Source organism: Novosphingobium ginsenosidimutans (assembly GCF_007954425.1).
Lineage (GTDB): Bacteria > Pseudomonadota > Alphaproteobacteria > Sphingomonadales > Sphingomonadaceae > Novosphingobium > Novosphingobium ginsenosidimutans.
Genome location: NZ_CP042345.1, coordinates 900,172 through 923,391 on the forward strand (window position 1 = coordinate 900,172; position 23,220 = coordinate 923,391).

Here is a 23,220-nt window from a genome sequence, read left to right on the forward strand (position 1 = left end):
CCAGACCACAGCGATGACCGACCGCGCGGCCGCGCTGCGCGCCGAAGGCCGCGACATCATCTCGCTTTCGGTCGGTGAGCCGGACTTTGCGATGCCGGCCCACGTCGCCGATGCGGTGCGCGCCGCGCTCGATGCGGGCGACACGAAGTATACGCCAGTCGCCGGCACCGCCCGCCTGCGTCAAGCTGCTGCGCTGCATTTCCAGCGCGATCTGGGACTGGCGACCACGCCCGAGCAGGTAATCATCAGCGCCGGAGGCAAGCAGGCGATCTTTCACGCACTGCTGGCAACGCTCAATCCCGGCGACGAAGTGCTGATCCCCGCACCGTGGTGGGTCAGCTATCCCGAAATCGCCCGTTTTGCCGGGGCCGAGGTGGTGGCGCTCAAAACCACAGCGGCCGGCGGCTTCCGTATCATCGCCGAGCAGCTCGAAGCTGCGATCACGCCGCAGACCCGGTGGCTGCTGCTCAACAGCCCGGGCAACCCGACCGGCGCTGTCTATTCAGCCGATGAGTTAGCGAAGATCGGCGCGGTCCTCGACCGCCATCCCCAGGTGTTGGTGATGAGCGACGATATCTACGCCCCGCTGCGCTATGGCTCTGGCACCCACGCCACCCTCGCCGTGGTCTGCGCGCACCTGGCCGAACGGGTCTTGACCGTCTCGGGCGTTTCCAAGAGCCATGCCATGACCGGCCTGCGCATCGGTGTCGCCACTGGCCCGGCCTGGCTGATCGAGGCGATGGCGCGGCTGCAATCGCACTCCTCGGGCAATCCGGCCTCGCTCAGCCAAGCGGCAGCCGTTGCTGCCTTCGAGGGACCGCAGGACTTTCTGGCCGACTGGCGCGAACGCTTTCGCGCGCGCCGCGACCTTTGCGTTGCCGCGCTGAATGCCGTACCGGGCCTCTCGACCCCGGTGCCGGAGGGGGCTTTCTATTGCATGGTCGATGCCGCGCCCTTGCAGGGGCGCTTTGCTGACGACCAAGCACTCTGCCTCCACCTGCTCGAGCACGGTGTGGCGGTAGTCGCCGCTTCGGCCTTTGGGGGAGACTTCGGCTTCCGGATCAGCTTCGCGACTGACGAGGATCGATTGACGGAAGCGCTGCGGCGCATTGCAAAGGCGCTGACATGAACTCCATCCCGGTCTTGTTCGAGGACGGCGAAGCCCTGGTGATCGACAAGCCGGCCGGCCTGCCGATCGAACGCCCGCGCGCCGGCGGCCCTTGTCTTGAGGATCGCGCGGCCGAATTTCGGCTCGGCTTTGCCCGGTCGCCGGTGCCGGTCCACCGGATCGATACCGACACTTCGGGCTGCCTGCTGCTGGCGCGCAATCCCAAGGCGCTGAAGCGCTTCAACGCCGCTTTCGAGGCGCGGCAGGTGGAGAAGGTGTACCTTGGCGTGGTCGCCGGACCGGTCGAAGGCGAAGCGGGCACGATCGAGCTGGCGCTGACCAAGATCAGCAGCGCCGAAAAGGGCTGGCGGATGATTCCGGCCAAGAAGGGCAAACAATCGATCACCCACTGGCGCAAGCTGGCGGAGCGGGACGGCCTGACCCTGGTCGAGTTCCGGCCCGAGACCGGCCGCACCCATCAGATCCGCGTCCATGCTCTGGCCGGCCTGGGCGCCGCGCTGCTGGGCGATCCGGTCTATGGTGCCGGCCCGGTGCCCGGTGCGCAGCGGACCATGCTTCATGCCGCAGAGCTGACCGTGCCGCGCGAAGGCAAGGCTCCGGTTCATGCCAGGGCCCCGCTGCCGGCCGATTTCGCCGCGCTTGGCTTCGGCCATGGCTGACCTGCTCGACCGGGCCCTGGCGCTGGTCAGCGAGAGCTTCATCGCCGCCGCCGGGCCAGGCGGGCAGAATGTCAACAAGGTGGCAACTGCGGTGCAGCTGCGGCTCGATGTTTATGCCCTGCGGCTCGAGCCCGAGGTGTTCCACCGCTTCAAGCAGCTCGCCGGATCGCGGATGACCGCCAAGGGTGAACTGGTGCTGACAGCGCGGCGCTTTCGCACCCAGGAAGCCAACCGCACCGACGCGCGCAAGCGGCTGGCTGAATTGCTGGATGAAGCGCAAAAGCTGCCCGAAAAGCGCGCCAAGAGCCGGCTCAACCGGGTCGGCAAGACCGAGCGCCTGGCCAGCAAGAAGCGGCGCGGCGCAGTCAAGGTCGGGCGCGGCAAGGTCTCGTTCGACTGATTACTTTTTGGGCGGCGCCGGCGTTGCCACCGGCGCAGCTGTGGCTTCGGCGGGCAGGCGCTGGGCATCCAGCATCTGCGCCGCCTCGTCCAGCGCCTTGGCCTCGCCCACGCTGACCCCGCCGGGGCCAGCGTCATTGTCGGCCTTGCCGCAGCCGGTCAGGGCGACTGCGGCCAGCGCAGTCAAGAGCGCGGACTGGCGCAAAGCTTACTTCTTGGCAGGCGGCGGCGGACCGTCACCAGCGGGAACACCCGTGGCCGGGACGGCAGGCGGCGTGGCGCCCGCGCTGGCCGCATCGCTCGCCGCGTCGGTCGCGGTGCCGGTTTCGGTGGCAGCGGCATCAACCGCCGGAGTCGCCGCCGCATCGACGCCGCCGACGGCTTCCTCGGCCGGCATTTCGACATTGTCAGGTGAAGCCGCCTCATTGGCGCTATCACTGCTGCCGCAGGCGGCAAGCGCGAAGCTGGCGGAAAGGAGGGTGGCGAAAGCGATCTTCTTCATGGACAATCTCTCTGCTGCAGCCTGGGGGCAAAGCCCAACGAACCCGGTATGATTGTAAGCATTCACCAGCCTGCTGCCAACCGCAAGAAGGTTTCGTCGCCCCAGCGCGAATGCGCGGTTGATAACATATAAAGATTTCTTTATATGATGCGGCAAGATGAAGATCGACCCCACCCTGCGCGCTCTGGCGGACCCAACGCGGCTGCGGATCATGCGGCTGCTCAGCGCTATGGAACTGGCCGTGGGCGAACTGGCACAAGTGCTCGGCCAAAGCCAGCCACGCGTTTCGCGCCACGTACGGATCCTCTGCGATGCGGGCCTGGCCGAACGCCGCAAGGAAGGCGCCTGGGTGTTCCTGCGCAGCGCGATTGGCGAAGATCGCGCCCCGCCGCTAGGCGCTGCCGCTGCCCGGCTGCTCGCCGTGGCTGAAGAAGGCGATGCCGGCTTCGCTGCCCGCTGCGAGGAGGACCGCCGCCACCTGGCCGCGATCCGCGCCGCGCGCGAGACCAGCGCCGCCAGCTACTTTGCCCGCCACGCCGCCGAATGGGACACGCTGCGTAGCCTGCACAGCCCCGATGGGCCGGTTGAAGCCGCGTTGGGTGCGGCGCTGGGTCATGGCTCGCTTGGCAGCCTGCTCGATATCGGCACCGGCACGGGCCGGATGGCCGAACTGTTCGCGCCGCGCGCCGCGCACGTCACGGGGCTCGACAACAGCCCCGAAATGCTCCGTATCGCCCGCGCCCGGCTCCAGCACTTGCCGGCCGGTGCCTTTGACCTGGTCCAGGGCGATTTCGCCAAGCTACCTTTCCCCGATCGCAGCTTTGACACCGTGCTGTTCCACCAGGTGCTGCACTATGCCCAGGCGCCCGAACTGGTGCTCGCCGAAGCGGCCCGCGTCACACGCCCGAACGGTGTGCTGGCGATCGTCGATTTCGCCGCGCATGACCGTGAAGAGCTGCGCAGCCTCCATGCCCACGCCCGCCTCGGCTTCACCGACGAGCAGATGCTCGGTCTCTTGAGCGACGCCGGGTTCACCCCGGCGCCACCGGTTGCCCTGCCCGGCCAGCCGCTCACCGTGAAGATCTGGACCGCGCGCCGTGTGCCGGCGTCTGCCGCCAAACCAACCAAGGCTACCGCATCATGAACCAGGCTAGCGAAACCCGCCGCGCCCACGCTTCGCCGCTATTCGCCGGCCTGCCCGGTGATATCGGCGTTTCCTTCGAATTCTTCCCGCCCAAGACCGAAAAGATGGAAGAGACGCTGTGGGATTCGGTGCTGACGCTCGCCCCGCTCAGCCCCCGCTTCGTCTCGGTCACCTATGGCGCCGGTGGCACCACGCGCGAGCGCACCCACAACACCGTTGCCCGGATCGTGCGTGAAACCGGCATTCCGGCCGCCGCGCACCTGACCTGCGTCGAGGCGACCAAGGACGAGATTGCTGAAGTGGCCGATGCCTATTGGCAGGCCGGGGTACGCCACATCGTCGCGCTGCGCGGCGATCCGCCGGGGGGTGACGCCAAGTTTACCCCGCACCCGCAAGGCTATGCCAATGCGGTCGAACTGGTGGCAGGCCTGCGCGAGATGCACCCGTTCGAGCTGTCAGTCAGCGCCTATCCCGAAACACATCCCGATGCGGCCAGCCCGGCAGCCGATCTCGACAACCTCAAGCGCAAGCTCGATGCCGGGGCCAGCCGCGCGATCACGCAGTTCTTCTTCGAACCCGACACCTTCTTCCGCTTCCAGGATGCCTGCCTGGCCGCCGGGATCGAGGCCGAGATCGTGCCGGGGATCATGCCGGTATCGAACTTTGCCGCGATCCAGCGGATGAGCGGGATGACCGGTACCGCCGTGCCGGACTGGCTGGGCCACCTGTTCGAAGGGCTGGATGAAAAGCCCGCCGCGCGCCAGCTCGTCGCCGCCACGGTCGCGGCCGAATTCTGCCGCCGGCTCTATGCGGGCGGCGTGCGCAATTTTCACTTCTACACCCTTAACCGGGCCGAGCTGTCCTACGCGATCTGCCACCTGCTCGGCCTGCGTCCGGAGCATGCAGCATGACCCCGCGCGAACAATTCCTGGCCGAAGCCGCCAAGCGCATCCTGATCATTGATGGGGCCTTCGGCACCGAGATCCAGCAGCGCAAGCTGACCGAGGCCGACTATGCCGGCTCACTCGGCTTGTCGAAGGACCAGAAGGGCAACAACGATATCCTGGCGATCACCCGGCCCGACGTGCCCGAGGCGATCCACCGCGCCTATTTTGAAGCCGGGGCCGACATTGCCGAGACCAACACCTTCTCCGCCAACCGGATCAGCCAGGCCGACTATGGCGCGGAAGCACTGGTGCGCGAGATCAACGTTGAGAGCGCCCGCCTGGCGCGCCGGGTCGCCGACGAATTCGCCGCCGATGGCCGTCCGCGCTTTGTTGCTGGGGCGATTGGCCCGACCAACAAGACCCTGTCGCTCTCACCCGATGTCAACGATCCGGGCTATCGCGAGATCGACTGGGACGAGCTGGTCGACGTCTACCGCGAACAGGCCGCCGCGCTGGTTGAAGGCGGAGCGGACTTCATCCTGATCGAGACGGTGTTCGATACCCTCAACGCCAAGGCCGGGATCATGGCGGTGCGCGAGGTTGAGCGCGAGCTGGGCCGCGAAGTGCCGATCATGCTTTCCATGACGCTGACCGACCTTTCGGGCCGCAACCTCTCGGGCCACACGGTCGAGGCGTTCTGGTATGCCGTGCGCCATGCCAAGCCCCTGACGATCGGGCTCAACTGCTCGTTCGGCGCCACCCAGCTGCGCCCGCACGTCCGCTCGCTTAGCGCGATCGCCGATGCCGCGATCATGGTCTATCCCAACGCCGGCCTGCCCAACGAGCTGGGCCAGTACGACGAGCTGCCCGAAGAGACCGCCGCACTGGTCCGCGAATGGGCCGAGGCTGGCCAGGTCAACGTGCTGGGCGGCTGCTGCGGCTCCACCCCGGCGCATATCGCAGCGATTGCCAAGGCGGCCAAGGGCCTGCCTTCGCGCAAGATCCCGCAGCTGGACGCCGCCACCCGCCTTGCCGGCCTTGAACCCTTTGTGATGGCAGCCTGATCCCATGAACGCCCAGTCCTCCGCCCGCTTCGTCAATGTTGGCGAGCGCACCAATGTCACCGGTTCGGCCGCGTTCAAGAAGCTGATCCTGGCAGGTGACTATGCCAGGGCGGTCGAAGTCGCGCGCCAGCAGGTTGAGAACGGCGCCCAGGTGATCGACGTCAACATGGACGAGGGGCTGCTCGATGCGGTCCACGCCATGACCACCTTCTTGAAGCTGATCGCTGCTGAACCCGACATCGCCCGCGTGCCGGTGATGATCGACAGTTCCAAGTGGGAAGTGATCGAGGCCGGCCTCAAGTGCGTTTCGGGCAAGCCGATCGTCAATTCGATCTCGATGAAGGAAGGCGAAGAGCCGTTCCTGGCCCAGGCCCGCAAATGCATGGACTATGGCGCGGCCGTGGTCGTCATGGCTTTCGACGAGCAGGGCCAGGCCGACAGCAAGGACCGCAAGGTCGAGATCTGCGAACGCGCCTACAAGCTGCTGACCGGGATCGGCTTCCCGCCCGAAGACATCATCTTCGATCCCAACATCTTCGCCGTGGCGACGGGGATCGAGGAGCACAACAATTACGGCGTCGATTTCATCGAGGCCGTGCGCGAGATCCGCGCCCGCTGCCCGCACGTGCACTTCAGCGGCGGCCTCTCCAATCTCTCGTTCTCGTTCCGCGGCAACGAGCCGGTCCGCCGCGCGATGCATTCGATCTTCCTCTACCACGCGATCCCCGCGGGTCTCGACATGGCGATCGTCAATGCCGGCCAGCTTGACGTCTATGACACGATCGACCCGGCGCTGCGGCAGGCCTGCGATGATGTGATCCTCAACCGCGATCCGGCCGCCACCGAGCGGCTGATTACCCTCGCTGAAAGCTTCAAGGGCACTGACGCCAAGGCCGAGAAGGAAGCCGAGGAATGGCGCGGCTGGGACGTGACCCGCCGGATCGAGCATGCCCTGGTCAAGGGCATCGACGCCTATATCGTCGATGACACCGAAGAAGCCCGCGCCGCGATCTTTGCCGAGGGCGGCCGCCCGATCCAGGTGATCGAGGGTCCGCTGATGGACGGGATGAACACGGTTGGCGACCTGTTTGGATCGGGCAAGATGTTCCTGCCGCAGGTGGTCAAGTCCGCCCGCGTGATGAAAAAGGCCGTCGCCCACCTGATCCCGTTCATCGAGGCGGAAAAGGCCCTGCTGGGCACCGAATCCCAGTCCAAGGGCCGGATCGTGATGGCGACCGTGAAGGGCGACGTTCACGACATCGGCAAGAACATCGTCGGCGTGGTCCTGCAGTGCAACGGCTACGAAGTGATCGACCTGGGCGTAATGGTGCCCTGGTCGAAGATCATCGAAACCGCGATCACCGAAAAGGCCGACATGATCGGCCTCTCCGGCCTGATCACCCCCAGCCTCGACGAGATGGTGACCGTGGCCGAGGAGATGGAGCGCGCCGGGCTGACCATCCCGCTGCTGATCGGCGGCGCGACCACCAGCCGGCTCCACACTGCACTGAAGATCGACCCGGCCTATACCGGCCCGGTGATCCACGTGCTCGATGCCAGCCGCGCCGTGGGGGTGGCCAGCCAGCTGCTGTCTGACACCCAGCGGGATCCGTTCGTTGAGAGCACCGCCGCCGATTACCAGCACATGCGCGATGTTCGCGCCGGCAAGGAAGCGACCGTGCTCCTCAGCCTCGAGGACGCCCGCGCCAACAGCTTCAAGCCCGATTTCTCCGACAAGCCGATGCCGCCGGAACAGCCCGGCGTGCACGTGTTCGAGGATTGGGACCTGGCCGACCTGGTCACCTGTTTTGACTGGACCCCGTTCTTCCGCGCCTGGGAACTGGCCGGAAACTTCCCGGCGATCCTCGATGACGAAGTGGTCGGCGAGAGCGCGACGTCACTCTACAACGATGCCGTGGCCATGCTGGAGAAGATCGTCAGCGAGAAGTGGCTGACTGCCAAGGGCGTCTGCGGCTTCTGGCCTTGCGCGCGCGATGGCGACGATGTCGAGCTCTACCTGACCGAGGAAGAACGCCACGTCCGCCTGCCATTCCTGCGCCAGCAGATCCGCAAGAGCCGCGACCGCGCGAACTATTGCCTGGCCGATTTCATCGATCCCGATGGCGACTGGATCGGCGGCTTTGCCGTGGGCATTCACGGGATCGAGCCGCATCTCGAACGCTTCCGCGCGGGCCATGACGACTATTCGGACATCCTGTTAAAGGCCCTGGCCGACCGCTTTGCCGAAGCCTTTGCCGAGCGGCTGCACCAGCACGTCCGCACCACGCTGTGGGGCTATGCACCGGGCGAACAGCTGACCAACGAAGCGCTGATCCGCGAGGAATACCGCGGCATCCGCCCGGCCCCCGGCTATCCCGCCTGCCCGGACCACAGCCTCAAGCCGATCCTGTTCGAACTGCTCGATGCGACCGCCAAGACCGGGATCACCCTGACCGAAAGCTACGCCATGCTGCCGACCGCAGCGGTTTCCGGCTTCTATTTCGGCCACCCGCAGGCCGAATATTTCGGCGTCGCCCGGATCGGGCGCGACCAGGTGGAAGACTATGCCGCCCGGCGCGGCGCGGACATCGCCACGGCCGAACGTTGGCTGCGGCCAAACCTGGACTGACCCTCGACAAGTTAGCCGCGGAAAGTAGGTTGCTGGCCATGCGCCTGCTGCCCTTGCTTGCCTGCCTGATCCTCGCCGCGCCGCTTCAGGCGCAGGCCCAGCCGCCGGCGACGGTCGCGGTTCAGTTCGATCGCCAGACGATCCGCCCGGTGCTGGCCGAAGGCCTCGCCGACCGCTCCACCGGGCGTGCGGTAACAGCCGATGATCCCGTGCGGATTGCTTCGATTTCCAAGCTGGTCACCACGCTCGGCGTGATGCGGCTAGTCGACCAGGGCAAGCTGGACCTCGATCGCGATGTCTCGGACTATCTCGGCTGGCCGGTGCGCAATCCGGCCTTTCCGGACCGGCCGATCACCCTCGCCATGCTGCTGTCGCATCGCTCGAGCCTGATCGACGGCGGTGAGCTTTACTTAATCCCGCTGGGCGTGACGCTGCGAGAGCGGCTGGCGGATCCGCGCGTCTGGGATGCCGAACACGCGCCGGGCAGCGACTGGTTTCACTATACCAACCTCAACTTTCCGGTCGCCGCCAGCGTGATTGAGAAGGTCACCGGCGAGCGCTTTGACGTGGCCATGAGCCGACTGGTGCTGAAGCCGCTCAAGCTCGATGCCTGCTTCAACTGGGGCGCAGGGTGCAGCGCCGATGCCTACCGGCGTGCTGTCGTGCTTTACCGCGCCAACGGCGAAGTGGCGCGCGACGATTTGCGCGGGAACCCGCCCGCTTGTCCGGTATTCCTGGCGGACCGGACAAACTGCGACCTTTCCGGCTACCGGCTCGGCGACAATGGTGCCCTGTTCTCGCCGCAAGGCGGCCTCAGGATTTCGATGCGCGATCTGGCCAAGATCGGCCAGCTGCTGGCCCGCCAGGGCCAGGGCCTGATCTCCCGCCAGTCCTACGCGCGCATGATGAAGCCGGTCTGGCAGTTCAATGGCAGCAATGGGCTGGGCGAGGATGGGACCGCCAGCGGCTTTTTCTGCGCCTATGGCCTCGCCGTGCAGCGTCTGGCCGGCAAGCAGGCCGGGTGCCGGGACGACCCATTCGGCGACGGCGTAGTGCGGTTCGGCCATTCGGGCGATGCCTATGGCCTGAAGAGCGGGCTGTGGTTTGACCCCCGAACAGGCAAGGGAATAGCCTTCTTCACCAGCGCAGTGCCGGACAATGCACCGATCGGACGCTCCGCTTTCCTGGCCGTTGAAGAGTCCGTTGTGGAGAGAGCGGGCTTCTAGCCCTTCCGCTCCCTGCCCTGCGCGGCTAGGCGCGTCGGAGTGACGCGCGACGCCCTTCTTGACCAGCTCCACACCACCTTCGGGTTCAGCGCCTTTCGCGGGGTGCAGGAACAGGTGCTGGCCCGCGTCATGGCCGGGCAATCGACCCTGGCGATCATGCCAACGGGCGCAGGCAAGTCGCTGACCTACCAGCTCCCAGCCGTGATGCTCGCGGGGACCTGCGTGGTGGTCTCGCCGCTGATCGCGCTGATGCATGATCAGCTGCGCGCCGCGACCGCCAACGGCATTCGCGCCGCCACCCTGACCAGCGCCGACATGGACCGGGCCGAGACGATCGAGCGCTTCCGGGCCGGCACGCTTGACTTGCTTTATGTCGCCCCCGAGCGTGCCAGCCAGCCGCATTTTCGCGAGCTGCTAACCACCGCGCCGCTCAGCCTCTTCGCCATCGACGAGGCGCATTGCGTTTCGGAATGGGGCCACGATTTCCGCCCGGACTACCGGCTGCTGCGGCCGCTGATGGATGCCTTTCCGGATGTGCCGCGCCTGGCTCTGACCGCCACTGCCGACCGGCACACCCGCGCGGACGTGCTGACCCAGCTGGGCATTGGTGAGGATGGACTGATCGTCGCCGGGTTTGACCGGCCCAATATCCGCTATGCAATCCGCCACCGCGACAGCCTGCTCCAGCAGTTGAAGACGCTGCTGGCAGAGCAGCCAGGCCCGGGGATCGTCTATGCGCCCACGCGCAAGAAGGTTGAGGAGTTAGCCGAGAAGCTGAGTGCCGCGACCGGCCGCCCGGTGCTGCCCTATCACGCCGGGCTCGATCCACAGGTCCGCAGCGCCAACCAGGCGGCCTTCGTCGCCAGCGAAGACATGGTGATGGTTGCCACGGTTGCTTTTGGCATGGGGATCGACAAGCCCGACGTGCGCTTTGTCGCCCATGCCGGCATCCCCAAGTCGATTGAGGGCTATTACCAGGAAACCGGCCGTGCTGGGCGCGATGGCGATCCGGCCGTGGCACTGATGCTGTGGGCGGCGGAAGACTTTGCCCGCGCGCGCCACCGCCTGGCTGAGGTTGAGGAACACCGCCAGGCGGGTGAGCGTACGCGGCTCGATGCGCTGGCCGCGCTGGTCGAGACCGGGGCCTGCCGCCGCGCCGTGCTGCTGCGCCACTTCGGCGAGGACCCGCCGCAGACCTGCGGCAACTGCGACAACTGCCTTGATGCGCCCGGCATCGTCGATGTTACCGAACTGGCCCGCAAGCTGCTCTCGGCCGTCTATCGCACCGGCCAGACCTATGGCTTCGGCCATGTCGAGAAGGTGCTGCTGGGGCAGGAGGACGAGCGGGTAACCGCGCGCGGGCATGACCGGCTGTCGGTCTTCGGGATCGTTGGCAGCGATGAGGCGCCCTTGCTCAAGCCGCTGATGCGGGCGCTGCAGGCGCGGGGCAGCCTGGTCCCGACCGAGCATGGCGGGCTGGCGCTGGGCGGCGATGCGCGCGACGTATTGAAGGGTGAGGCCGCTGTCCTGATCGCGCTGCAGCCGCGCCGCGAGCGGTCTGGGCGCAGCGGCCGGCGCGAGCGCGGCGCGGTCAATCCGGTTGGCAACCCGCTGTTCGAAGCCTTGCGCGAACTGCGCCGCTCACTCGCGGCTGAGGCCGGGGTGCCGCCCTATGTCATCTTCCACGATGCCACCTTGCGCGAAATGGCCGAGACCCGACCCGCCAACCTTGCCCAGCTGGGCGAAGTCGGCGGCGTCGGGTCCCGGAAATTGGCGGCCTATGGCGAGGCGTTCCTCGCCACCATTCGCCAGTACTGATTACGGCCGGATCTCGTCATGCGGCAGCTGCGGCGCGGCATCCTCGCCGTGGCGCGTCGCCCACAGCGAGTAGAACACGCCCGCCGCGATCAGGCCCGCAGTCACGCCCAGGCTCAGCACCGGCGGGAACTTCTCCCCGCCCATGATGAAGTCCGAGACGAAGATCTTCGAACCGATGAAAACCAGCACAGCGGCCAGCGCATACTTCAGGTAGTAGAAGCGGTGGACCATGGCCGACAGCGCGAAATAGAGCGCGCGCAGGCCCAGGATCGCCATAATGTTGCTGGTATAGACGATGAAGGTATCGGTCGTGATCGCGAAGATCGCCGGCACCGAATCCACCGCAAAGACCAGATCCGCCAGGTTGATCACTACCAGCGCGACGAACAGCGGGGTAACCGCGGTCACCAGCTTGCCGGTCTTCTCGTCCGGCACCTTCACGAAGAAGTGCTGGTCATGCAGCTGCGGGGTGACGCGCATGTGGGCGGAAATCCAGCGCACCACTGGGTTCTTCGACACGTCGGGATCGTGATCTCCGGCGAAGAACATTTTCACGCCGGTGAAGATCAGGAAGGCCGCGAAGATATAGAGCACCCAGTAGGCTTCCTGGACCAGCGCAGCACCCGCGGCGATCATCAGACCGCGCAGCACGATCACCGCCAGAATGCCCCAGAGCAGCGCGCGGTACTGGTACTTGGGCGGGATCGCGAAGAAGGTGAAGATCAGGCTGATCACGAAGACATTGTCGATCGAGAGCGCCTTCTCAATGAAGTACCCGGTATAGTACTTCATCCCCAGGTCGCCGCCCTTCTCGATCCACACCCAGACGCCAAAGGCCATGGCGATCGCGATGTAGAAGACCGACAGCTTCAAGGATTCCGCGATGCCCATCTCGCGGTCTTCCTTGTGCAGGATGCCCAGGTCAAAGACGGTCAGCGCGATGACGATGCCGATAAAGGCCAGCCAGAACCAGACCGGTGTGCCGAGCCAGTCGGCGGTGAGGAATTCCATCAATCTTTATCCCTGTTCAAAACAAAAGCACGCCGGAACGAGGGTGTTGAGCCCTGTTCCGGCGCTGAGGTGGTGGTCAACTTGCAGTTAGGTGGGCCGCGGACGGTGCAGCAGACGCGCCATCCGGTCCTTGATCGCCAGCTTGAGCTTCTTAAGCCGGATGATCTCGAACGGATCAGCCAGCCGCCGCCGCTGCGCGAGGCGCAGGGCTTCATCAAGCTTCTGGTGGCGCTCCAAAAGACGGAACACACGATCGGACATGGCAAAATGCTCCCTAATCGAACGGACTGAAGTTCGATCGGATGAGCCGAGCCTGGAGCCCAGTTTCCTTGGGATGGGGGGACAAGGTGTCCGGACCCTAGGCATCGGCTTCATCCGATGCGGTCCGACATCACGCTGCGCCCTGGCTGGGAAGGGGGGATGGTGCCAGTGCGCCGCGCCAGAGGGGCCCGGTCCCGCAGGACTGTTATTAAGACTGATTCGCTCTTATTTCAAGAGTGATTTTTTGGTGGCGCGGATCTGCTTGACGGCTACACGAATCACGATATTAATGTGATATCAGTTTTAATGCTGATCGAATCACAGGGGTCACACTCATGTCCGATGCACACACGCCGATGGCCATCAGCCGCGAAAAGCGCGCCTGGAGCACCAGCGGCTATCTGATCTTCATCACCTTCCTCGTCCTGCTCGTCCTCACAATCTGGCGCATCGTCAGCTTCGCCGGCGGCCAGCCAGACGATTCGGAGGTATTCGGCTTTGTCGTGTCGACCGGGGTGGCGATGGTCCTGCTGATCGTTCTCGCCAGCGGGTTCTACATGATCCAGCCCAACCAGGCCGCGGCAATCACGCTGTTCGGTGCCTATCGCGGTACCGATCGCAATGAAGGTCTGCGCTGGGTCTGGCCGTGGATGGGCAAGACCAAGATCTCGGTCCGCGCCAACAACCTGGTTTCGGACAAGATCAAGGTCAACGACCTGCGCGGCAACCCGATCGAGATGGCGGCCCAGGTGGTCTGGCGCGTGGTCGATACCGCCCAGGCGCTTTATGACGTCGATGATTACAAGGCCTTCGTCATGGTCCAGATCGAGGCGGCGGTCCGCACAATCGGCTCACGCTATCCCTATGACGATTTCGCCCATGCCGAGATCACCCTGCGCGGCAACCACGACGAAGTGGGCGTGGAACTGCGCAAGGAACTGATCGCGCGGCTGACCATGGCCGGGATCACGGTTGACGAATGCGGCTTCACGCACCTCGCCTATGCCCAGGAAATCGCCGGGGCGATGCTGCGCCGCCAGCAGGCCGAAGCCGTGATCGCGGCGCGGACCAAGCTGGTCGAAGGCGCGGTCACCATGGTCGAAATGGCGCTGCAGCAGCTGAGCGACAAGGGCGTGGTCCAACTGGATGACGAGCGCAAGGCGGCGATGGTGTCCAACCTGATGGTCGTGCTCTGCGGCGAGCGCGATACCCAGCCGGTGGTCAACACAGGCACGCTGTACCAGTGACCTGAGCCATGGCGCCGCCCGCTAAAAAGGCCTTTCCGCTGCGGCTCGATCCGGCGCTGTTCACAGCGCTGGAGCGGGCCGCAGCCAGCGACTTCCGCTCGGTCAACGCCGAGATCGAAGTCCTGCTGCGCGAAGCGCTGGGCCGGCGCGGGATCAAGGTGGCGCCAAGCGAAGCGCCCCGGCGCGGGCGGCCGCCCAAGGAGAAAAGCGATGAATGAACCCAGGCCCTGGTTTGGACCCAAGCGCTTTGGCTATGGCGCAGGCTGGCCGATCGCCTGGCAAGGCTGGGCGCTGCTGGGCGGCTACCTGGCCGTGCTGGCCGTGGTCGGTTGGCTCGATCATCAAAGCGATGGCCGCGTTCGCACGATCGCCTTTGCCCTGTTCATCGCGGCTACCGCCACCTTCGCCTCGCTGGTCTACCAACGCACCGAAGGTGGCTGGAAGTGGCGCTGGGGCAAGCGTGATTAGTCGAGCTTTTGCCTGATCTTAACCCGGTGCTGGCATGGCTTGGGGATGGACAAGAACGCCCGCCTGATCCTCGCTTTCTCGGCTCTAGCCAGCCTGGCCCTGCCAGTCTCGCTCGCCAGCGCGCAGAATTTCACGCCCTATACGGTGGTCGAAACCGGTCAGCGCTTTGCCCGGCTGCAGGAAGCGGTCCAGGCGATTGGCGGCGGCACGGGCACGATCCGCATTGCCAATGGCCGCCACGCCGATTGCGCGGTGCAGGGGGCAGGTTCGATCACCTACCAGGCCGAAACCCCTGGGCAGGCGATTTTCGATAGCGTTGCCTGCGAGGGCAAGGGTGTGCTGGTGCTGCGCGGGGACAACGCCCGAGTCGAAGGGCTGGTCTTTGCCAACATTCGCGTGGCCGATTTCAACGGGGTCGGTATCCGGATCGAACTGGGCAACCTGGAAGTCTCGCAAAGCTGGTTCCGCGATAGCCAGCAGGGCATCCTCGGCGGGATCGACACCAGAAGCCGCATCAGCATCGACAAGTCGACCTTCACGCGGCTTGGCACCTGCGAAGGGCCAGGCGGCTGCGCGCACTCAGTCTATATTGGTGACTATGGCTCGGTCTCAATCACCCGCAGCCGATTCGAACAGGGCCGCGGCGGGCACTATGCCAAGAGCCGCAGCCGCACGATCGAGATCGTTGGCAACAGCTTCGACGATTCGGGCGGGCGCGGCACCAATTACATGATCGACTTGCCCGGCGGCGCCTCGGGCCGGATCGCCAGCAACTGGTTCGTCCAGGGGCAGGACAAGGAAAACTGGTCCGCCTTCATCACCGTCGCGCCAGAGGGCAAGCAGTATAGCTCGGCCGGCCTGGTGATCGAAAACAACGACGCGCGCTTTGCGCCTGGCGTCAGCCGAACGAGCACCTTCGTGGCCAACTGGAGCGACGATCCGGTGCAGATTGGTGCGAACTATCTGGCACCGGGGATCAAGCGAAGCGACCGCCGCTAAAGCAAGTGCCCCGTCCGGTCGCGCTTGGTATCGAGATAGCGGGCGTTGTGCGGGTTGGGCGGCAACTGGTGCGGCACGCGTTCAGCTACGATCACCCCGGCAGCGGATAGCGCTTCGACCTTGGCCGGGTTGTTGGTCATCAGCCGGATCGGGCCAACGCCGAGCAAGTGCAGCATCCGCGCCGCAACCGGGAAGTCGCGGGCTTCCGTGGGTAGGCCGAGGCGGTTGTTGGCATCGACCGTGTCGAAGCCCTGATCCTGCAGCTGATAGGCGCGCAGCTTGTTGACCAGGCCAATCCCGCGCCCTTCCTGACGCAGGTAGAGCAGCACGCCCCAGCCGCCACTCTCCGCTTCCTGCGCCATGGCGCGCAGCGCGGCATCGAGCTGCGGCCCGCAATCGCACTTGAGGCTGCCAAGGATGTCGCCGGTCAGGCATTCCGAGTGGAGCCGGACCAGCGGTGCGCGGTCTGCATTCTGCTGGCCGATCACCAGGGCGACATGTTCCCGCAGGTCGTCCGCCGAACGGAAGGCAATGATTTCCGCGTCCTCCGCCGCGGCGACTGGCAGGCGGGCGCGGGTGGCGATGGCTAAGTGGCGCGGATCAGTGAATTCGGCAAGATCGCCCGAGGAGACCGCCTGGGCCTCGCCTGCCCCATCCGGATCGACCAGGAAGGCCGGCAGGATCCCGGCCAGCCGCGCCAGCGACAGCGCCGTTTCAGCAGCGCGCGAGTGGTCAAGGTGCTCAGCCAGGAACGGGCCCTTCATTGGCCAGTTGAGGTCTTCGGCCGGATCGGCCAGCACGCGGGCGGCAGGCAGGGTGAACGGCTCGGCCCCGCGGATCAGCACCGGGGCTTCGGGCACGGCCGCCTCGCGCTGATTGGCGAGCTTGAGCGTGACGGCGCGCGCTGCCGAAATCAGCAGGCGCGGGGCGGTGACATCGGGGCCAAAGCCGGTCTCGGCCGGCAACAGGCGCAGCACTCCATCGACCTCGATCGGCCAACCGTGACGCAAAGCATCAAGCGCCAGGGCAATGCGGCGGGTCGCCCTCAAAGGGCAAACTCCGTGATCAGCGGCACGTGATCGCTTGGCTGCTCCCAGCGGCGGGTCTCCTCGACGAACCGGTGGCTGACTGACTGGGTGGCCAATTCGGGTGAGGCCCACATGTGGTCAAGCCGGCGGCCGCGATCCTTTTCCTGCCAATAGGTGCGATAGGACCACCAGGTCCAGTTCCGCTCGGGCGCGGGGATATGCTTGCGGCCAAGGTCAACCCAGCCATGGGCATCGCGGAAGCGGTAGAGCGCCTCGATCTCGATAGGGGTATGGCTGACGACCTTGAGCAGCGCCTTGTGGTCGTAAACATCGCATTCCAGCGGGGCGATGTTGAAATCGCCGACGATCAGCGTTGGCCGATCGAGCTTGTCGGCCCAGCGCGCCATCCGTTCAAGGAAATCGAGCTTCTGGCCGAACTTCACGTTCTGCTCGCGATCCGGAATGTCGCCGCCGGCCGGAATGTAGACGTTCTCCAGCACCAGGCCTTGCCCCGGGCCGAGCAGCTCGACCCCCACATGCCGGGCTTCGCCGTTATCCTGCCAGTCATGCCGGCCAAATTCCCGCAGCGGGATGCGGCTAACCGTGGCGACGCCGTGATAGCCCTTCTGCCCGTGAACCACGCGGTGCGTGTAGCCTGCAGCCTCGAACACCTCGTGCGGGAACAGGTGTTCGGCACACTTGATCTCTTGCAGGCACAGCACGTCCGGCCCCTGCTCGCTCAGGAACCGCACCACCTGATCGGCGCGCAGACGGACGGAATTGATGTTCCAGGTGGCAATCGAAACCATGCCTTGGGCTTTAGGTGTGATGCGACAGGGCGGCAAGGGTAGTACGGAGAGCTAGTGCATGACCGCCCCCACCCCCAAACCCCCTCCCCTGAAGGGGATTGGGCTTAGGTTAGCCCGCGTTGTGGTGCTGGATTGGCTCAAGCCGGAGCGAGAATGGCGTTGCGCGAGAACCGGCGCGGAGCGACCTTACTGGTCGTGAGCACCGGAAGCGCAGCGCGATGCCGTTCGTAGCCCGGCTTCAGGCAATCCAGCGCCATAACGCAAAAAACCCTCGGTCCGGGGGCATTGGACCGAGGGTTCCTTGGTGCGTTCGTCACGCTATGACGGTGCGGCCTACAGGAGACTTGGGCAACAGGGGGGAAACCCGTCTCAAACCGCGCCGTCGAGAACCGTTCTAGGCCTTTTCGGCTTGCTGGCCCATGAACAATCGACACGAGTCTGTCGCCATTTGTCGCAGCGACGGCACGTCCCGCGACGGACCGTTGAGTCTCATCGACGAACGGGTCCGCGCGGATCGTTGTAGCGGAAGGTGTTGTCCGGCACGGCAAGGTCATATTGCTGATTCGAGAGCGTTACGATGGTTCGCCGCTTCTGCGAATCAAGCGCCGCCCAGCTCGACAGTTCGAGCCCGCCCGGCGCGCCGGCCTTGCGAGTAAAGACCAAAGTGATCACCCCATACTCGGGTCGCTTGGCATCGCGCACCTCAACGCTGACAATTCGGTCGCTGCCCGTGGGCATGACCCGGCCGTATTTGCCAACATCGCGGCTGGGATCGAGCAGCGCGCCAAGCGGGCTGTTCTTGATCGGCCAGCGCTGGACCTGGCGGACTTCATAATCGATGAAGGTCAGCGCGCTGCCGTCCGACACGATCAGCATCGGCACACCCTTCTCGTACTGGAAGCGGATCTTGCCCGGACGCTTCAGCGTCAGCACACCCCTGACCTGCTGGCCGCGGGTGTCGGACTGCACGAAATCGGCCCGCAGGGTGGAAATGGCGCGCAGCGCAGTAACCGCGCTGGCCAGATCAGCCGCATCCTGGGCTACGGCGGGAGCAGGGGCAGAAACGACAAGCGCCGCCGAAACGGCGGCACCTGCAAGCGATCCGAAGGTCAATCTAGAAGTCATGGCCGCGCTTGTAGCAGCACGGCCTTGAACCGCCAGTGAACCTTACTTGATCTTGGCTTCCTTGAACTCGACATGCTTGCGCACGACCGGGTCATACTTCTTGAACACCATCTTCTCGGTGGTGTTGCGCGGATTCTTCTTCGTGACGTAGAAGAAGCCGGTATCGGCGGTGGAAACCAGCCGGATCTTGACGGTTGCGGGCTTCGCCATGGCGGTGCGTCCTGTTCTTTCAACGAATCGGCCGCTAGGCCGCTAAAACTGGCAAGGCGGCACATCGCGCGCCGCCCTCAAGGCCCGGCCCATTGCGTCAGCCGCAGCCGAAAGTCAAGGCTCTGCTTAGGGCTTGAACGGCTGCAGCGGCGCCAGCACGCCATAGGTTTCGTTGGCCGGTTCGCGGCCCAGCGGCGGAATGGCAATTTCAGGCGGATCGAGGCGGGTATCGGGAAGGCGATCGAGGAAGTCGCGAATCAGCGTCAAGCGCCCGCGCTTCTGGTCGTTGAAATCGACGATGGTCCAGGGCGCTTGCGGGCTGTGTGTGGCGCGCAGCATCGCCTCGCGCGCCCGGGTATAGGCATCATACTTGTCCCGCGAGGCGAGATCGATCGGCGATAGCTTCCAGCGCTTGAGCGGATCCGCCAGCCGCTCAGCCAGGCGCTGTTCCTGCTGCGCCTGGTCGCAGCCAAGCCAGTATTTGAACAGCAGGATACCATCATCGACCAGCAGCCGCTCGAACCGGGGCGCAGCCTTGAGAAAGGCCGAGACCTGCGCCGGCTTGGCAAAGCCCATCACCCGTTCGACGCCGGCGCGGTTATACCATGAGCGATCGAACAGAACGATCTCACCCGCTGCGGGCAGATGGCTGACATAGCGCTGGAAATACCACTGACCGGCTTCGACTTCGTTGGGTTTCGCCAGGGCCACGACCCGGCACTGGCGCGGATTGAGATGAGCCGATAGCGCCTTGATCGCGCCGCCCTTACCGGCCGTGTCGCGCCCTTCGAACAGCACGACAATCCGCGCGCCCGTCGCCGCGACCCAGCGCGACATGGCCACCAGCTCCTCGGCCAGCGGCTCCAGTTGCTCTTCATAGTCTTTGCGCTTCAGCTTCTTGGCCATGGCGAGTCCCCGTTTCGGCAAGGCTGCGCCACAATCGGTTCCTGCGCAATCACTTGCTGCAATGGACTGGAACACGGCCTGCCAAGATGATACAAGTTTCAACCGAAACCATGTTGACGCACGCCACCCCACCCGAAACCGACTTTACCCGGCTGCCCGATCCGGGGCCGGATGTGTTCACCGCGCCGCTGCAGCGCCCGGCCGAAGTTGGCGAGGACTGGCTTGAGCCGGCCCAGCGCCAATACAGCGCCGAAGAGCACAGGATCTGGGACGATCTCTATGCTCGGCAGATGCAGGTTCTGCCCGGCCGCGCGGCCAGCGCCTTCCTGGCCGGGCTGGAGCGGCTTGACCTGGGGCGTGGCGGCGTGCCGGACTTTGCGCGGCTGTCAGAGGAACTGAGCGGCCTGACTGGCTGGTCGGTGGTGCCCGTGCCAATGCTGATCCCGGACCATGTGTTCTTCTGGCACCTGGCAAACCGCCGCTTCCCGGCCGGCAACTTCATCCGCACGCGCGAGACCTTTGACTATATCCAGGAACCGGACGTGTTCCACGATGTCTTCGGTCACGTGCCGATGCTGACCGATCCGACTTTTGCGGACTACATGCAGGAATATGGTCGCGCCGGGTGGAAGGCGATGCGCTACAACCGGCTCAAGGCGCTAGGCGCGCTCTATTGGTATACGGTCGAGTTCGGCCTGATCCTGGAAGGGCCGGAAGAAGCCGACGGCCTGCGGGCCTATGGTGCTGGGATCCTCTCCGGCCCGACGGAGACGGTCTTCTCGATCGAGGCACAGAGCCCCAACCGAATCATGCTCAACGTCGACCGGGTGATGCGCACCGATTATGTGATCGACGATCTGCAGCCGACCTATTTCGTGATCGAGAACTTCGGCGAGCTCTATCACGACACCGTCGACCGCGACTTTGACCGGCTTTACCGGGCGCTCGGCCCCGGCTTCACTTATGCCAACTCCGCCGTGATAGACGTGGACGACGTACTCCACCGCGGCACGCAGGAATATGCCCTGCGGGGTGGGCGAGGGAGTGGCGCCAAGCCGGTCTGACGCCTAGTCGTGCTTCCGTTCGCGGGTGGATTGGACCATCCCCGGCGCGAGGAAGCCGATCTGGGTCGAGGTTACCTCGGCAGCGCGCTTCTTCAACTCGCCTTTCATCTTGAGGTATTCGGTCTCCATCTCGGCTGAAACGGTGGCGCGCGAATCGGCCAGGGCCTCGCGGAAGTCGGCTCCGTTCACCTCGGCGGCGTCCGCCCCGGCGCGGCGGATCGCGTTGAGGCCAGCGCGGCGCACCACGTCTTCCAGGTCCGCTCCGGTGAAGCGCTCGGCCTCCCGCGCAATCGCGCCCAGATCGACATCGCTGGCCATCGGCATCTTCCCGGTATGGATCTTGAGGATATGCTCGCGGCCTTTGGCATCAGGCGTACCGACATAGACCAGCTCGTCCAGCCGGCCCGGTCGCAGCAGCGCCGGATCAACCAGTCCCGGCCGGTTGGTTGCGCCGATCAGCACGACCGAGGCAAGCTCTTCCATTCCGTCCATTTCGGCCAGCATGGTGTTGACCACCCGCGCGGTGACCTGCGGCTCGTTGCCGCTGGTGCCGCGCGCCGGAACCAGGCTGTCGATCTCGTCGATGAAGATCACGCAGGGCGCGACCTGGCGGGCGCGGGCGAACAGGCGCGACAATTGCTGCTCGCTTTCGCCGTACCATTTGGAGAGCAAGTCCGAGCTCTTGACCGAGATGAAGTTCGCCTCACTTTCCTTGGCGACGGCCTTGGCCAGCAGGGTCTTGCCGGTGCCGGGCGGGCCATAGAGCAGGAAGCCCTTGGCCGGGCGGATGCCCAGTCGGCGGAACGCCTCGGGATGCTTGAGCGGTAGCTCGATCCCTTCCTTCAGCTTTTCCTGCGCCTCGTCCGCGCCGCCGATATCGGCCCAGCCGATGTTCGGCACCTGGACCATCACTTCGCGCATCGCCGAGGGCTGGACGCGCTTCAGTGCCGCGAGGAAGTCGTCGCGGGTAACAACCAGCTTCTCCAGCACTTCAGGCGGGATGGTCTGCGCCTCTAGGTCAAGCTGCGGCATGATGCGCCGCACCGCCTCGATTGCGGCTTCGCGGGCCAGCGCGGCGATGTCGGCACCGACAAAACCGTGGGTGGTGCGGGCCAGTTCGTCGAGATCGACCCCGTCACCCAGCGGCATACCCCGGGTGTGGATGCCCAGCACCTCGCGGCGGCCGCTTTCATCGGGCACGCCAATCACGATCTCGCGGTCGAAGCGGCCCGGGCGGCGCAGCGCCTCATCGAGCGCATCGGGCCGGTTGGTCGCCGCGATCACGACGATGTGGGAGCGGGCGTGGAGCCCGTCCATCAGCGTCAGCAGCTGGGCAACCAGCCGCTTTTCCGCCTCGCCGGGGGACTGCGAACGCTTGGGCGCGATCGAATCGATCTCGTCGATGAAGACGATCGAGGGCGAGGACTTGGCCGCTTCCTCGAACACCTCGCGCAACCGCCGCTCGCTCTCGCCATAGGCGCTGCCCATGATCTCGGGGCCGTTGATGGTGAAGAAGCTGGCTTCGCTCTCGTTCGCGACGGCGCGGGCCAGGCGCGTCTTACCGGTTCCCGGCGGACCGTGAAGCAGCACGCCCTTGGGCGGATCGACTCCCAGGCGCGTGAACAGTTCGGGATAGCGGAGCGGCAGTTCGACCATTTCGCGCAATTGCTGGATCGTATCGCCCATGCCGCCGACGTCGTCATAATTGACCTCGCCGCGGCTGCCGCGCGCTTCTTCATACTCCTCGCGCAGTTCGACCTCGGTGTTCTCGTCGATGTGGACGATGCCCTTGGGGCTGGTCGAGACGACGGTCAGACGGATCTGGGTGAGGGCGAAGGCTGGGGCATTCAGCATCCGCGCAACCTGCGGCGGCATATCGCGCACCGGGGTCTGACCGGTCGTGGCAACCAGATCGCCTGCCACCAGTGGCCGGCCGAAGAAGTTGCGCTTCAGCGCCTGACCCGGACCCTGCAGGCGCATGTCCTGCTGTGCCGGGGCAAACACCACCCGCGTTGCCGGACGGCTTTCGGCCCGATCGACCTGGACGTGATCGCCCGAACCGACCCCGGCATTGGCGCGCTGCAAGCCATCAAGCCTGATGACTTCCAGCCCTTCGTCCTCCGCATAGGCCAGGACCGCGCGCGCCGCCGTCGAGCGCTTACCCTCGATCGAGACGATGTCGCCTTCGGTAATGCCAAGCCGGCCCATGGTCGCCTTGGGGAGCCGGGCGATGCCCTGCCCGCTTTCTTCCTGGCGAGCGGCCGCCACCTGCAGCCGCACGGCGCGGGTGCCGGCGTCAGCCGTGACGCTTGCTGGATCCTTGTCGGCCATGGTCCCATCCTGGTTGCGGCCCCAACAGGCCGGACAAGGGCTAAGCTAGGAACTCGAAACCGGAATGCAAAGGGTACGGTTCCGAGCCGATGTTCGAGCCGGCCAGACTGGACAAAAAGAGAGGCCCGGTCGTTGCCGACCGGGCCTTTGGAAGTTTTGGGAGAGGATGCCTGAAAGGCAGGTTCTAAATGGTGCAGTGCCGCATTTTGTGCAAGTGCGAAAAGGGCACTGCACGTTGCGTAATTTGCAACACACGTTCAGTTAGCAGCAAGCGCCCGGAATTGCTTGCAGTTCAGCACACCCT

At 65.4% G+C, this 23,220-nt stretch carries 24 protein-coding genes; 14 read left to right on the forward strand and 10 right to left on the reverse strand.

Annotated features, from left to right (window positions below):
* Window positions 1-13 precede the first annotated feature (13 nt).
* Genes FRF71_RS04525 through arfB form a run of 3 tightly spaced genes read left to right on the forward strand, consistent with a single transcriptional unit; the run spans window position 14 to window position 2,188 of the window.
* Window positions 14-1,129: a pyridoxal phosphate-dependent aminotransferase gene (locus FRF71_RS04525; RefSeq protein WP_147091523.1), complete on the forward strand. Its 1,116-nt coding sequence runs from the start codon at window positions 14-16 to the stop codon at window positions 1,127-1,129.
* On the forward strand, window positions 1,126-1,788 hold the full coding sequence (locus tag FRF71_RS04530; protein ID WP_147089438.1) for an RluA family pseudouridine synthase: 663 nt from the start codon (window positions 1,126-1,128) through the stop codon (window positions 1,786-1,788). Before FRF71_RS04525 ends, FRF71_RS04530 begins: the two co-directional genes overlap by 4 nt.
* A complete protein-coding gene (arfB, locus tag FRF71_RS04535; RefSeq protein ID WP_147089439.1) occupies window positions 1,781-2,188 on the forward strand; it encodes an alternative ribosome rescue aminoacyl-tRNA hydrolase ArfB in 408 nt (135 codons plus the stop codon). Before FRF71_RS04530 ends, arfB begins: the two co-directional genes overlap by 8 nt.
* Here arfB and FRF71_RS04540 read toward each other — a convergent pair whose 3' ends face one another.
* Window positions 2,189-2,374, reverse strand: a complete 186-nt coding sequence (locus FRF71_RS04540; RefSeq protein WP_147089440.1) for a hypothetical protein — start codon at window positions 2,372-2,374, stop codon at window positions 2,189-2,191.
* A 21-nt stretch (window positions 2,375-2,395) separates the two neighbouring features.
* Window positions 2,396-2,689 (reverse strand): hypothetical protein, encoded by a 294-nt coding sequence (locus FRF71_RS04545; RefSeq protein WP_192900032.1) that lies wholly within the window; start codon window positions 2,687-2,689, stop codon window positions 2,396-2,398.
* Between the two features lie 157 nt (window positions 2,690-2,846).
* Between FRF71_RS04545 and FRF71_RS04550 the strand changes: the two genes are divergently transcribed.
* Genes FRF71_RS04550 through recQ form a run of 6 tightly spaced genes read left to right on the forward strand, consistent with a single transcriptional unit; the run spans window position 2,847 to window position 11,457 of the window.
* A complete protein-coding gene (locus tag FRF71_RS04550; RefSeq protein WP_147089441.1) occupies window positions 2,847-3,833 on the forward strand; it encodes an ArsR/SmtB family transcription factor in 987 nt (328 codons plus the stop codon).
* Window positions 3,830-4,744 (forward strand): methylenetetrahydrofolate reductase, encoded by a 915-nt coding sequence (gene metF, locus FRF71_RS04555; protein ID WP_147089442.1) that lies wholly within the window; start codon window positions 3,830-3,832, stop codon window positions 4,742-4,744. The genes FRF71_RS04550 and metF overlap by 4 nt, the downstream gene beginning before the upstream one ends.
* Window positions 4,741-5,784, forward strand: coding sequence for a homocysteine S-methyltransferase family protein (locus FRF71_RS04560; RefSeq protein WP_147089443.1), 1,044 nt, complete (start codon window positions 4,741-4,743; stop codon window positions 5,782-5,784). The genes metF and FRF71_RS04560 overlap by 4 nt, the downstream gene beginning before the upstream one ends.
* Window positions 5,785-5,788: 4 nt before the next feature.
* Window positions 5,789-8,413, forward strand: a complete 2,625-nt coding sequence (gene metH, locus FRF71_RS04565; RefSeq protein WP_147089444.1) for a methionine synthase — start codon at window positions 5,789-5,791, stop codon at window positions 8,411-8,413.
* 38 nt (window positions 8,414-8,451) lie between these two features.
* Window positions 8,452-9,639 (forward strand): serine hydrolase domain-containing protein, encoded by a 1,188-nt coding sequence (locus tag FRF71_RS04570; protein WP_238339422.1) that lies wholly within the window; start codon window positions 8,452-8,454, stop codon window positions 9,637-9,639.
* Between the two features lie 39 nt (window positions 9,640-9,678).
* Window positions 9,679-11,457: a DNA helicase RecQ gene (recQ, locus tag FRF71_RS04575; RefSeq protein WP_147089445.1), complete on the forward strand. Its 1,779-nt coding sequence runs from the start codon at window positions 9,679-9,681 to the stop codon at window positions 11,455-11,457.
* On the opposite strand, the gene FRF71_RS04580 is transcribed toward recQ, so the two are convergent.
* On the reverse strand, window positions 11,458-12,468 hold the full coding sequence (locus tag FRF71_RS04580) for a TerC family protein (protein ID WP_147089446.1): 1,011 nt from the start codon (window positions 12,466-12,468) through the stop codon (window positions 11,458-11,460).
* 87 nt (window positions 12,469-12,555) lie between these two features.
* Entirely contained in the window at window positions 12,556-12,729 is a 174-nt protein-coding gene (locus FRF71_RS04585) for an HP1242/YdcH family protein (RefSeq protein WP_147089447.1), read from the reverse strand.
* 335 nt (window positions 12,730-13,064) lie between these two features.
* Between FRF71_RS04585 and FRF71_RS04590 the strand changes: the two genes are divergently transcribed.
* From FRF71_RS04590 to FRF71_RS04605, 4 genes are read left to right on the forward strand one after another with little or no spacing between them, the layout of a single operon-like run.
* Window positions 13,065-13,976: an SPFH domain-containing protein gene (locus FRF71_RS04590; RefSeq protein ID WP_147089448.1), complete on the forward strand. Its 912-nt coding sequence runs from the start codon at window positions 13,065-13,067 to the stop codon at window positions 13,974-13,976.
* A gap of 8 nt (window positions 13,977-13,984) precedes the next feature.
* The gene (locus FRF71_RS04595; RefSeq protein WP_147089449.1) at window positions 13,985-14,194 is read left to right on the forward strand and encodes a type II toxin-antitoxin system antitoxin; all 210 of its coding nucleotides are present in this window, start codon (window positions 13,985-13,987) and stop codon (window positions 14,192-14,194) included.
* Complete coding sequence (locus tag FRF71_RS04600) at window positions 14,187-14,444, forward strand: hypothetical protein (protein ID WP_147089450.1); 258 nt, start codon at window positions 14,187-14,189, stop codon at window positions 14,442-14,444. Before FRF71_RS04595 ends, FRF71_RS04600 begins: the two co-directional genes overlap by 8 nt.
* A 45-nt stretch (window positions 14,445-14,489) precedes the next feature.
* The gene (locus FRF71_RS04605; RefSeq protein ID WP_147089451.1) at window positions 14,490-15,443 is read left to right on the forward strand and encodes a right-handed parallel beta-helix repeat-containing protein; all 954 of its coding nucleotides are present in this window, start codon (window positions 14,490-14,492) and stop codon (window positions 15,441-15,443) included.
* On the opposite strand, the gene ribA is transcribed toward FRF71_RS04605, so the two are convergent.
* The 5 genes from ribA to ppk2 all read right to left on the reverse strand — a co-directional run bounded on the left by ribA (window position 15,440) and on the right by ppk2 (window position 19,521).
* Entirely contained in the window at window positions 15,440-16,492 is a 1,053-nt protein-coding gene (gene ribA / locus FRF71_RS04610) for a GTP cyclohydrolase II (RefSeq protein ID WP_147089452.1), read from the reverse strand. The two genes, FRF71_RS04605 and ribA, sit on opposite strands and share 4 nt — an antisense overlap.
* A complete protein-coding gene (locus FRF71_RS04615) occupies window positions 16,489-17,280 on the reverse strand; it encodes an exodeoxyribonuclease III (protein ID WP_147089453.1) in 792 nt (263 codons plus the stop codon). Before FRF71_RS04615 ends, ribA begins: the two co-directional genes overlap by 4 nt.
* 489 nt (window positions 17,281-17,769) lie before the next feature.
* Window positions 17,770-18,405 carry a LolA family protein gene (locus FRF71_RS04620; protein WP_147089454.1) on the reverse strand — a complete coding sequence of 212 codons (636 nt, stop codon included), beginning with the start codon at window positions 18,403-18,405 and terminating at the stop codon, window positions 17,770-17,772.
* 42 nt (window positions 18,406-18,447) lie between these two features.
* Window positions 18,448-18,615: a 50S ribosomal protein L33 gene (gene rpmG / locus FRF71_RS04625; protein ID WP_147089455.1), complete on the reverse strand. Its 168-nt coding sequence runs from the start codon at window positions 18,613-18,615 to the stop codon at window positions 18,448-18,450.
* Window positions 18,616-18,741: 126 nt separating this feature from the next.
* The gene (gene ppk2, locus FRF71_RS04630; protein ID WP_147089456.1) at window positions 18,742-19,521 is read right to left on the reverse strand and encodes a polyphosphate kinase 2; all 780 of its coding nucleotides are present in this window, start codon (window positions 19,519-19,521) and stop codon (window positions 18,742-18,744) included.
* 113 nt (window positions 19,522-19,634) lie between these two features.
* Here ppk2 and phhA point away from each other — a divergent pair, with 113 nt between their 5' ends.
* Window positions 19,635-20,585, forward strand: coding sequence for a phenylalanine 4-monooxygenase (gene phhA, locus FRF71_RS04635; protein WP_420359393.1), 951 nt, complete (start codon window positions 19,635-19,637; stop codon window positions 20,583-20,585).
* A 3-nt stretch (window positions 20,586-20,588) separates the two neighbouring features.
* On the opposite strand, the gene FRF71_RS04640 is transcribed toward phhA, so the two are convergent.
* Complete coding sequence (locus tag FRF71_RS04640) at window positions 20,589-22,916, reverse strand: CDC48 family AAA ATPase (RefSeq protein WP_147089457.1); 2,328 nt, start codon at window positions 22,914-22,916, stop codon at window positions 20,589-20,591.
* Window positions 22,917-23,220: the final 304 nt, after the last annotated feature.

Bases quoted from the DNA above. Each gene is read 5' to 3' on its own strand.
- rpmG (WP_147089455.1), bottom strand. From the start codon at position 18,615: ATGGCGAAGCCCGCAACCGTCAAGATCCGGCTGGTTTCCACCGCCGAT.
- FRF71_RS04595 (WP_147089449.1), top strand. From the start codon at position 13,985: ATGGCGCCGCCCGCTAAAAAGGCCTTTCCGCTGCGGCTCGATCCGGCG.
- FRF71_RS04525 (WP_147091523.1), top strand. From the start codon at position 14: ATGACCGACCGCGCGGCCGCGCTGCGCGCCGAAGGCCGCGACATCATC.
- FRF71_RS04590 (WP_147089448.1), top strand. From the start codon at position 13,065: ATGTCCGATGCACACACGCCGATGGCCATCAGCCGCGAAAAGCGCGCC.
- FRF71_RS04570 (WP_238339422.1), top strand. From the start codon at position 8,452: ATGCGCCTGCTGCCCTTGCTTGCCTGCCTGATCCTCGCCGCGCCGCTT.
- FRF71_RS04545 (WP_192900032.1), bottom strand. From the start codon at position 2,689: ATGAAGAAGATCGCTTTCGCCACCCTCCTTTCCGCCAGCTTCGCGCTT.
- arfB (WP_147089439.1), top strand. From the start codon at position 1,781: ATGGCTGACCTGCTCGACCGGGCCCTGGCGCTGGTCAGCGAGAGCTTC.
- FRF71_RS04580 (WP_147089446.1), bottom strand. From the start codon at position 12,468: ATGGAATTCCTCACCGCCGACTGGCTCGGCACACCGGTCTGGTTCTGG.
- FRF71_RS04640 (WP_147089457.1), bottom strand. From the start codon at position 22,916: ATGGCCGACAAGGATCCAGCAAGCGTCACGGCTGACGCCGGCACCCGC.
- ppk2 (WP_147089456.1), bottom strand. From the start codon at position 19,521: ATGGCCAAGAAGCTGAAGCGCAAAGACTATGAAGAGCAACTGGAGCCG.
- FRF71_RS04530 (WP_147089438.1), top strand. From the start codon at position 1,126: ATGAACTCCATCCCGGTCTTGTTCGAGGACGGCGAAGCCCTGGTGATC.
- FRF71_RS04605 (WP_147089451.1), top strand. From the start codon at position 14,490: ATGGACAAGAACGCCCGCCTGATCCTCGCTTTCTCGGCTCTAGCCAGC.
- FRF71_RS04620 (WP_147089454.1), bottom strand. From the start codon at position 18,405: ATGACTTCTAGATTGACCTTCGGATCGCTTGCAGGTGCCGCCGTTTCG.
- FRF71_RS04560 (WP_147089443.1), top strand. From the start codon at position 4,741: ATGACCCCGCGCGAACAATTCCTGGCCGAAGCCGCCAAGCGCATCCTG.
- metH (WP_147089444.1), top strand. From the start codon at position 5,789: ATGAACGCCCAGTCCTCCGCCCGCTTCGTCAATGTTGGCGAGCGCACC.
- FRF71_RS04585 (WP_147089447.1), bottom strand. From the start codon at position 12,729: ATGTCCGATCGTGTGTTCCGTCTTTTGGAGCGCCACCAGAAGCTTGAT.
- FRF71_RS04615 (WP_147089453.1), bottom strand. From the start codon at position 17,280: ATGGTTTCGATTGCCACCTGGAACATCAATTCCGTCCGTCTGCGCGCC.
- FRF71_RS04550 (WP_147089441.1), top strand. From the start codon at position 2,847: ATGAAGATCGACCCCACCCTGCGCGCTCTGGCGGACCCAACGCGGCTG.
- metF (WP_147089442.1), top strand. From the start codon at position 3,830: ATGAACCAGGCTAGCGAAACCCGCCGCGCCCACGCTTCGCCGCTATTC.
- FRF71_RS04600 (WP_147089450.1), top strand. From the start codon at position 14,187: ATGAATGAACCCAGGCCCTGGTTTGGACCCAAGCGCTTTGGCTATGGC.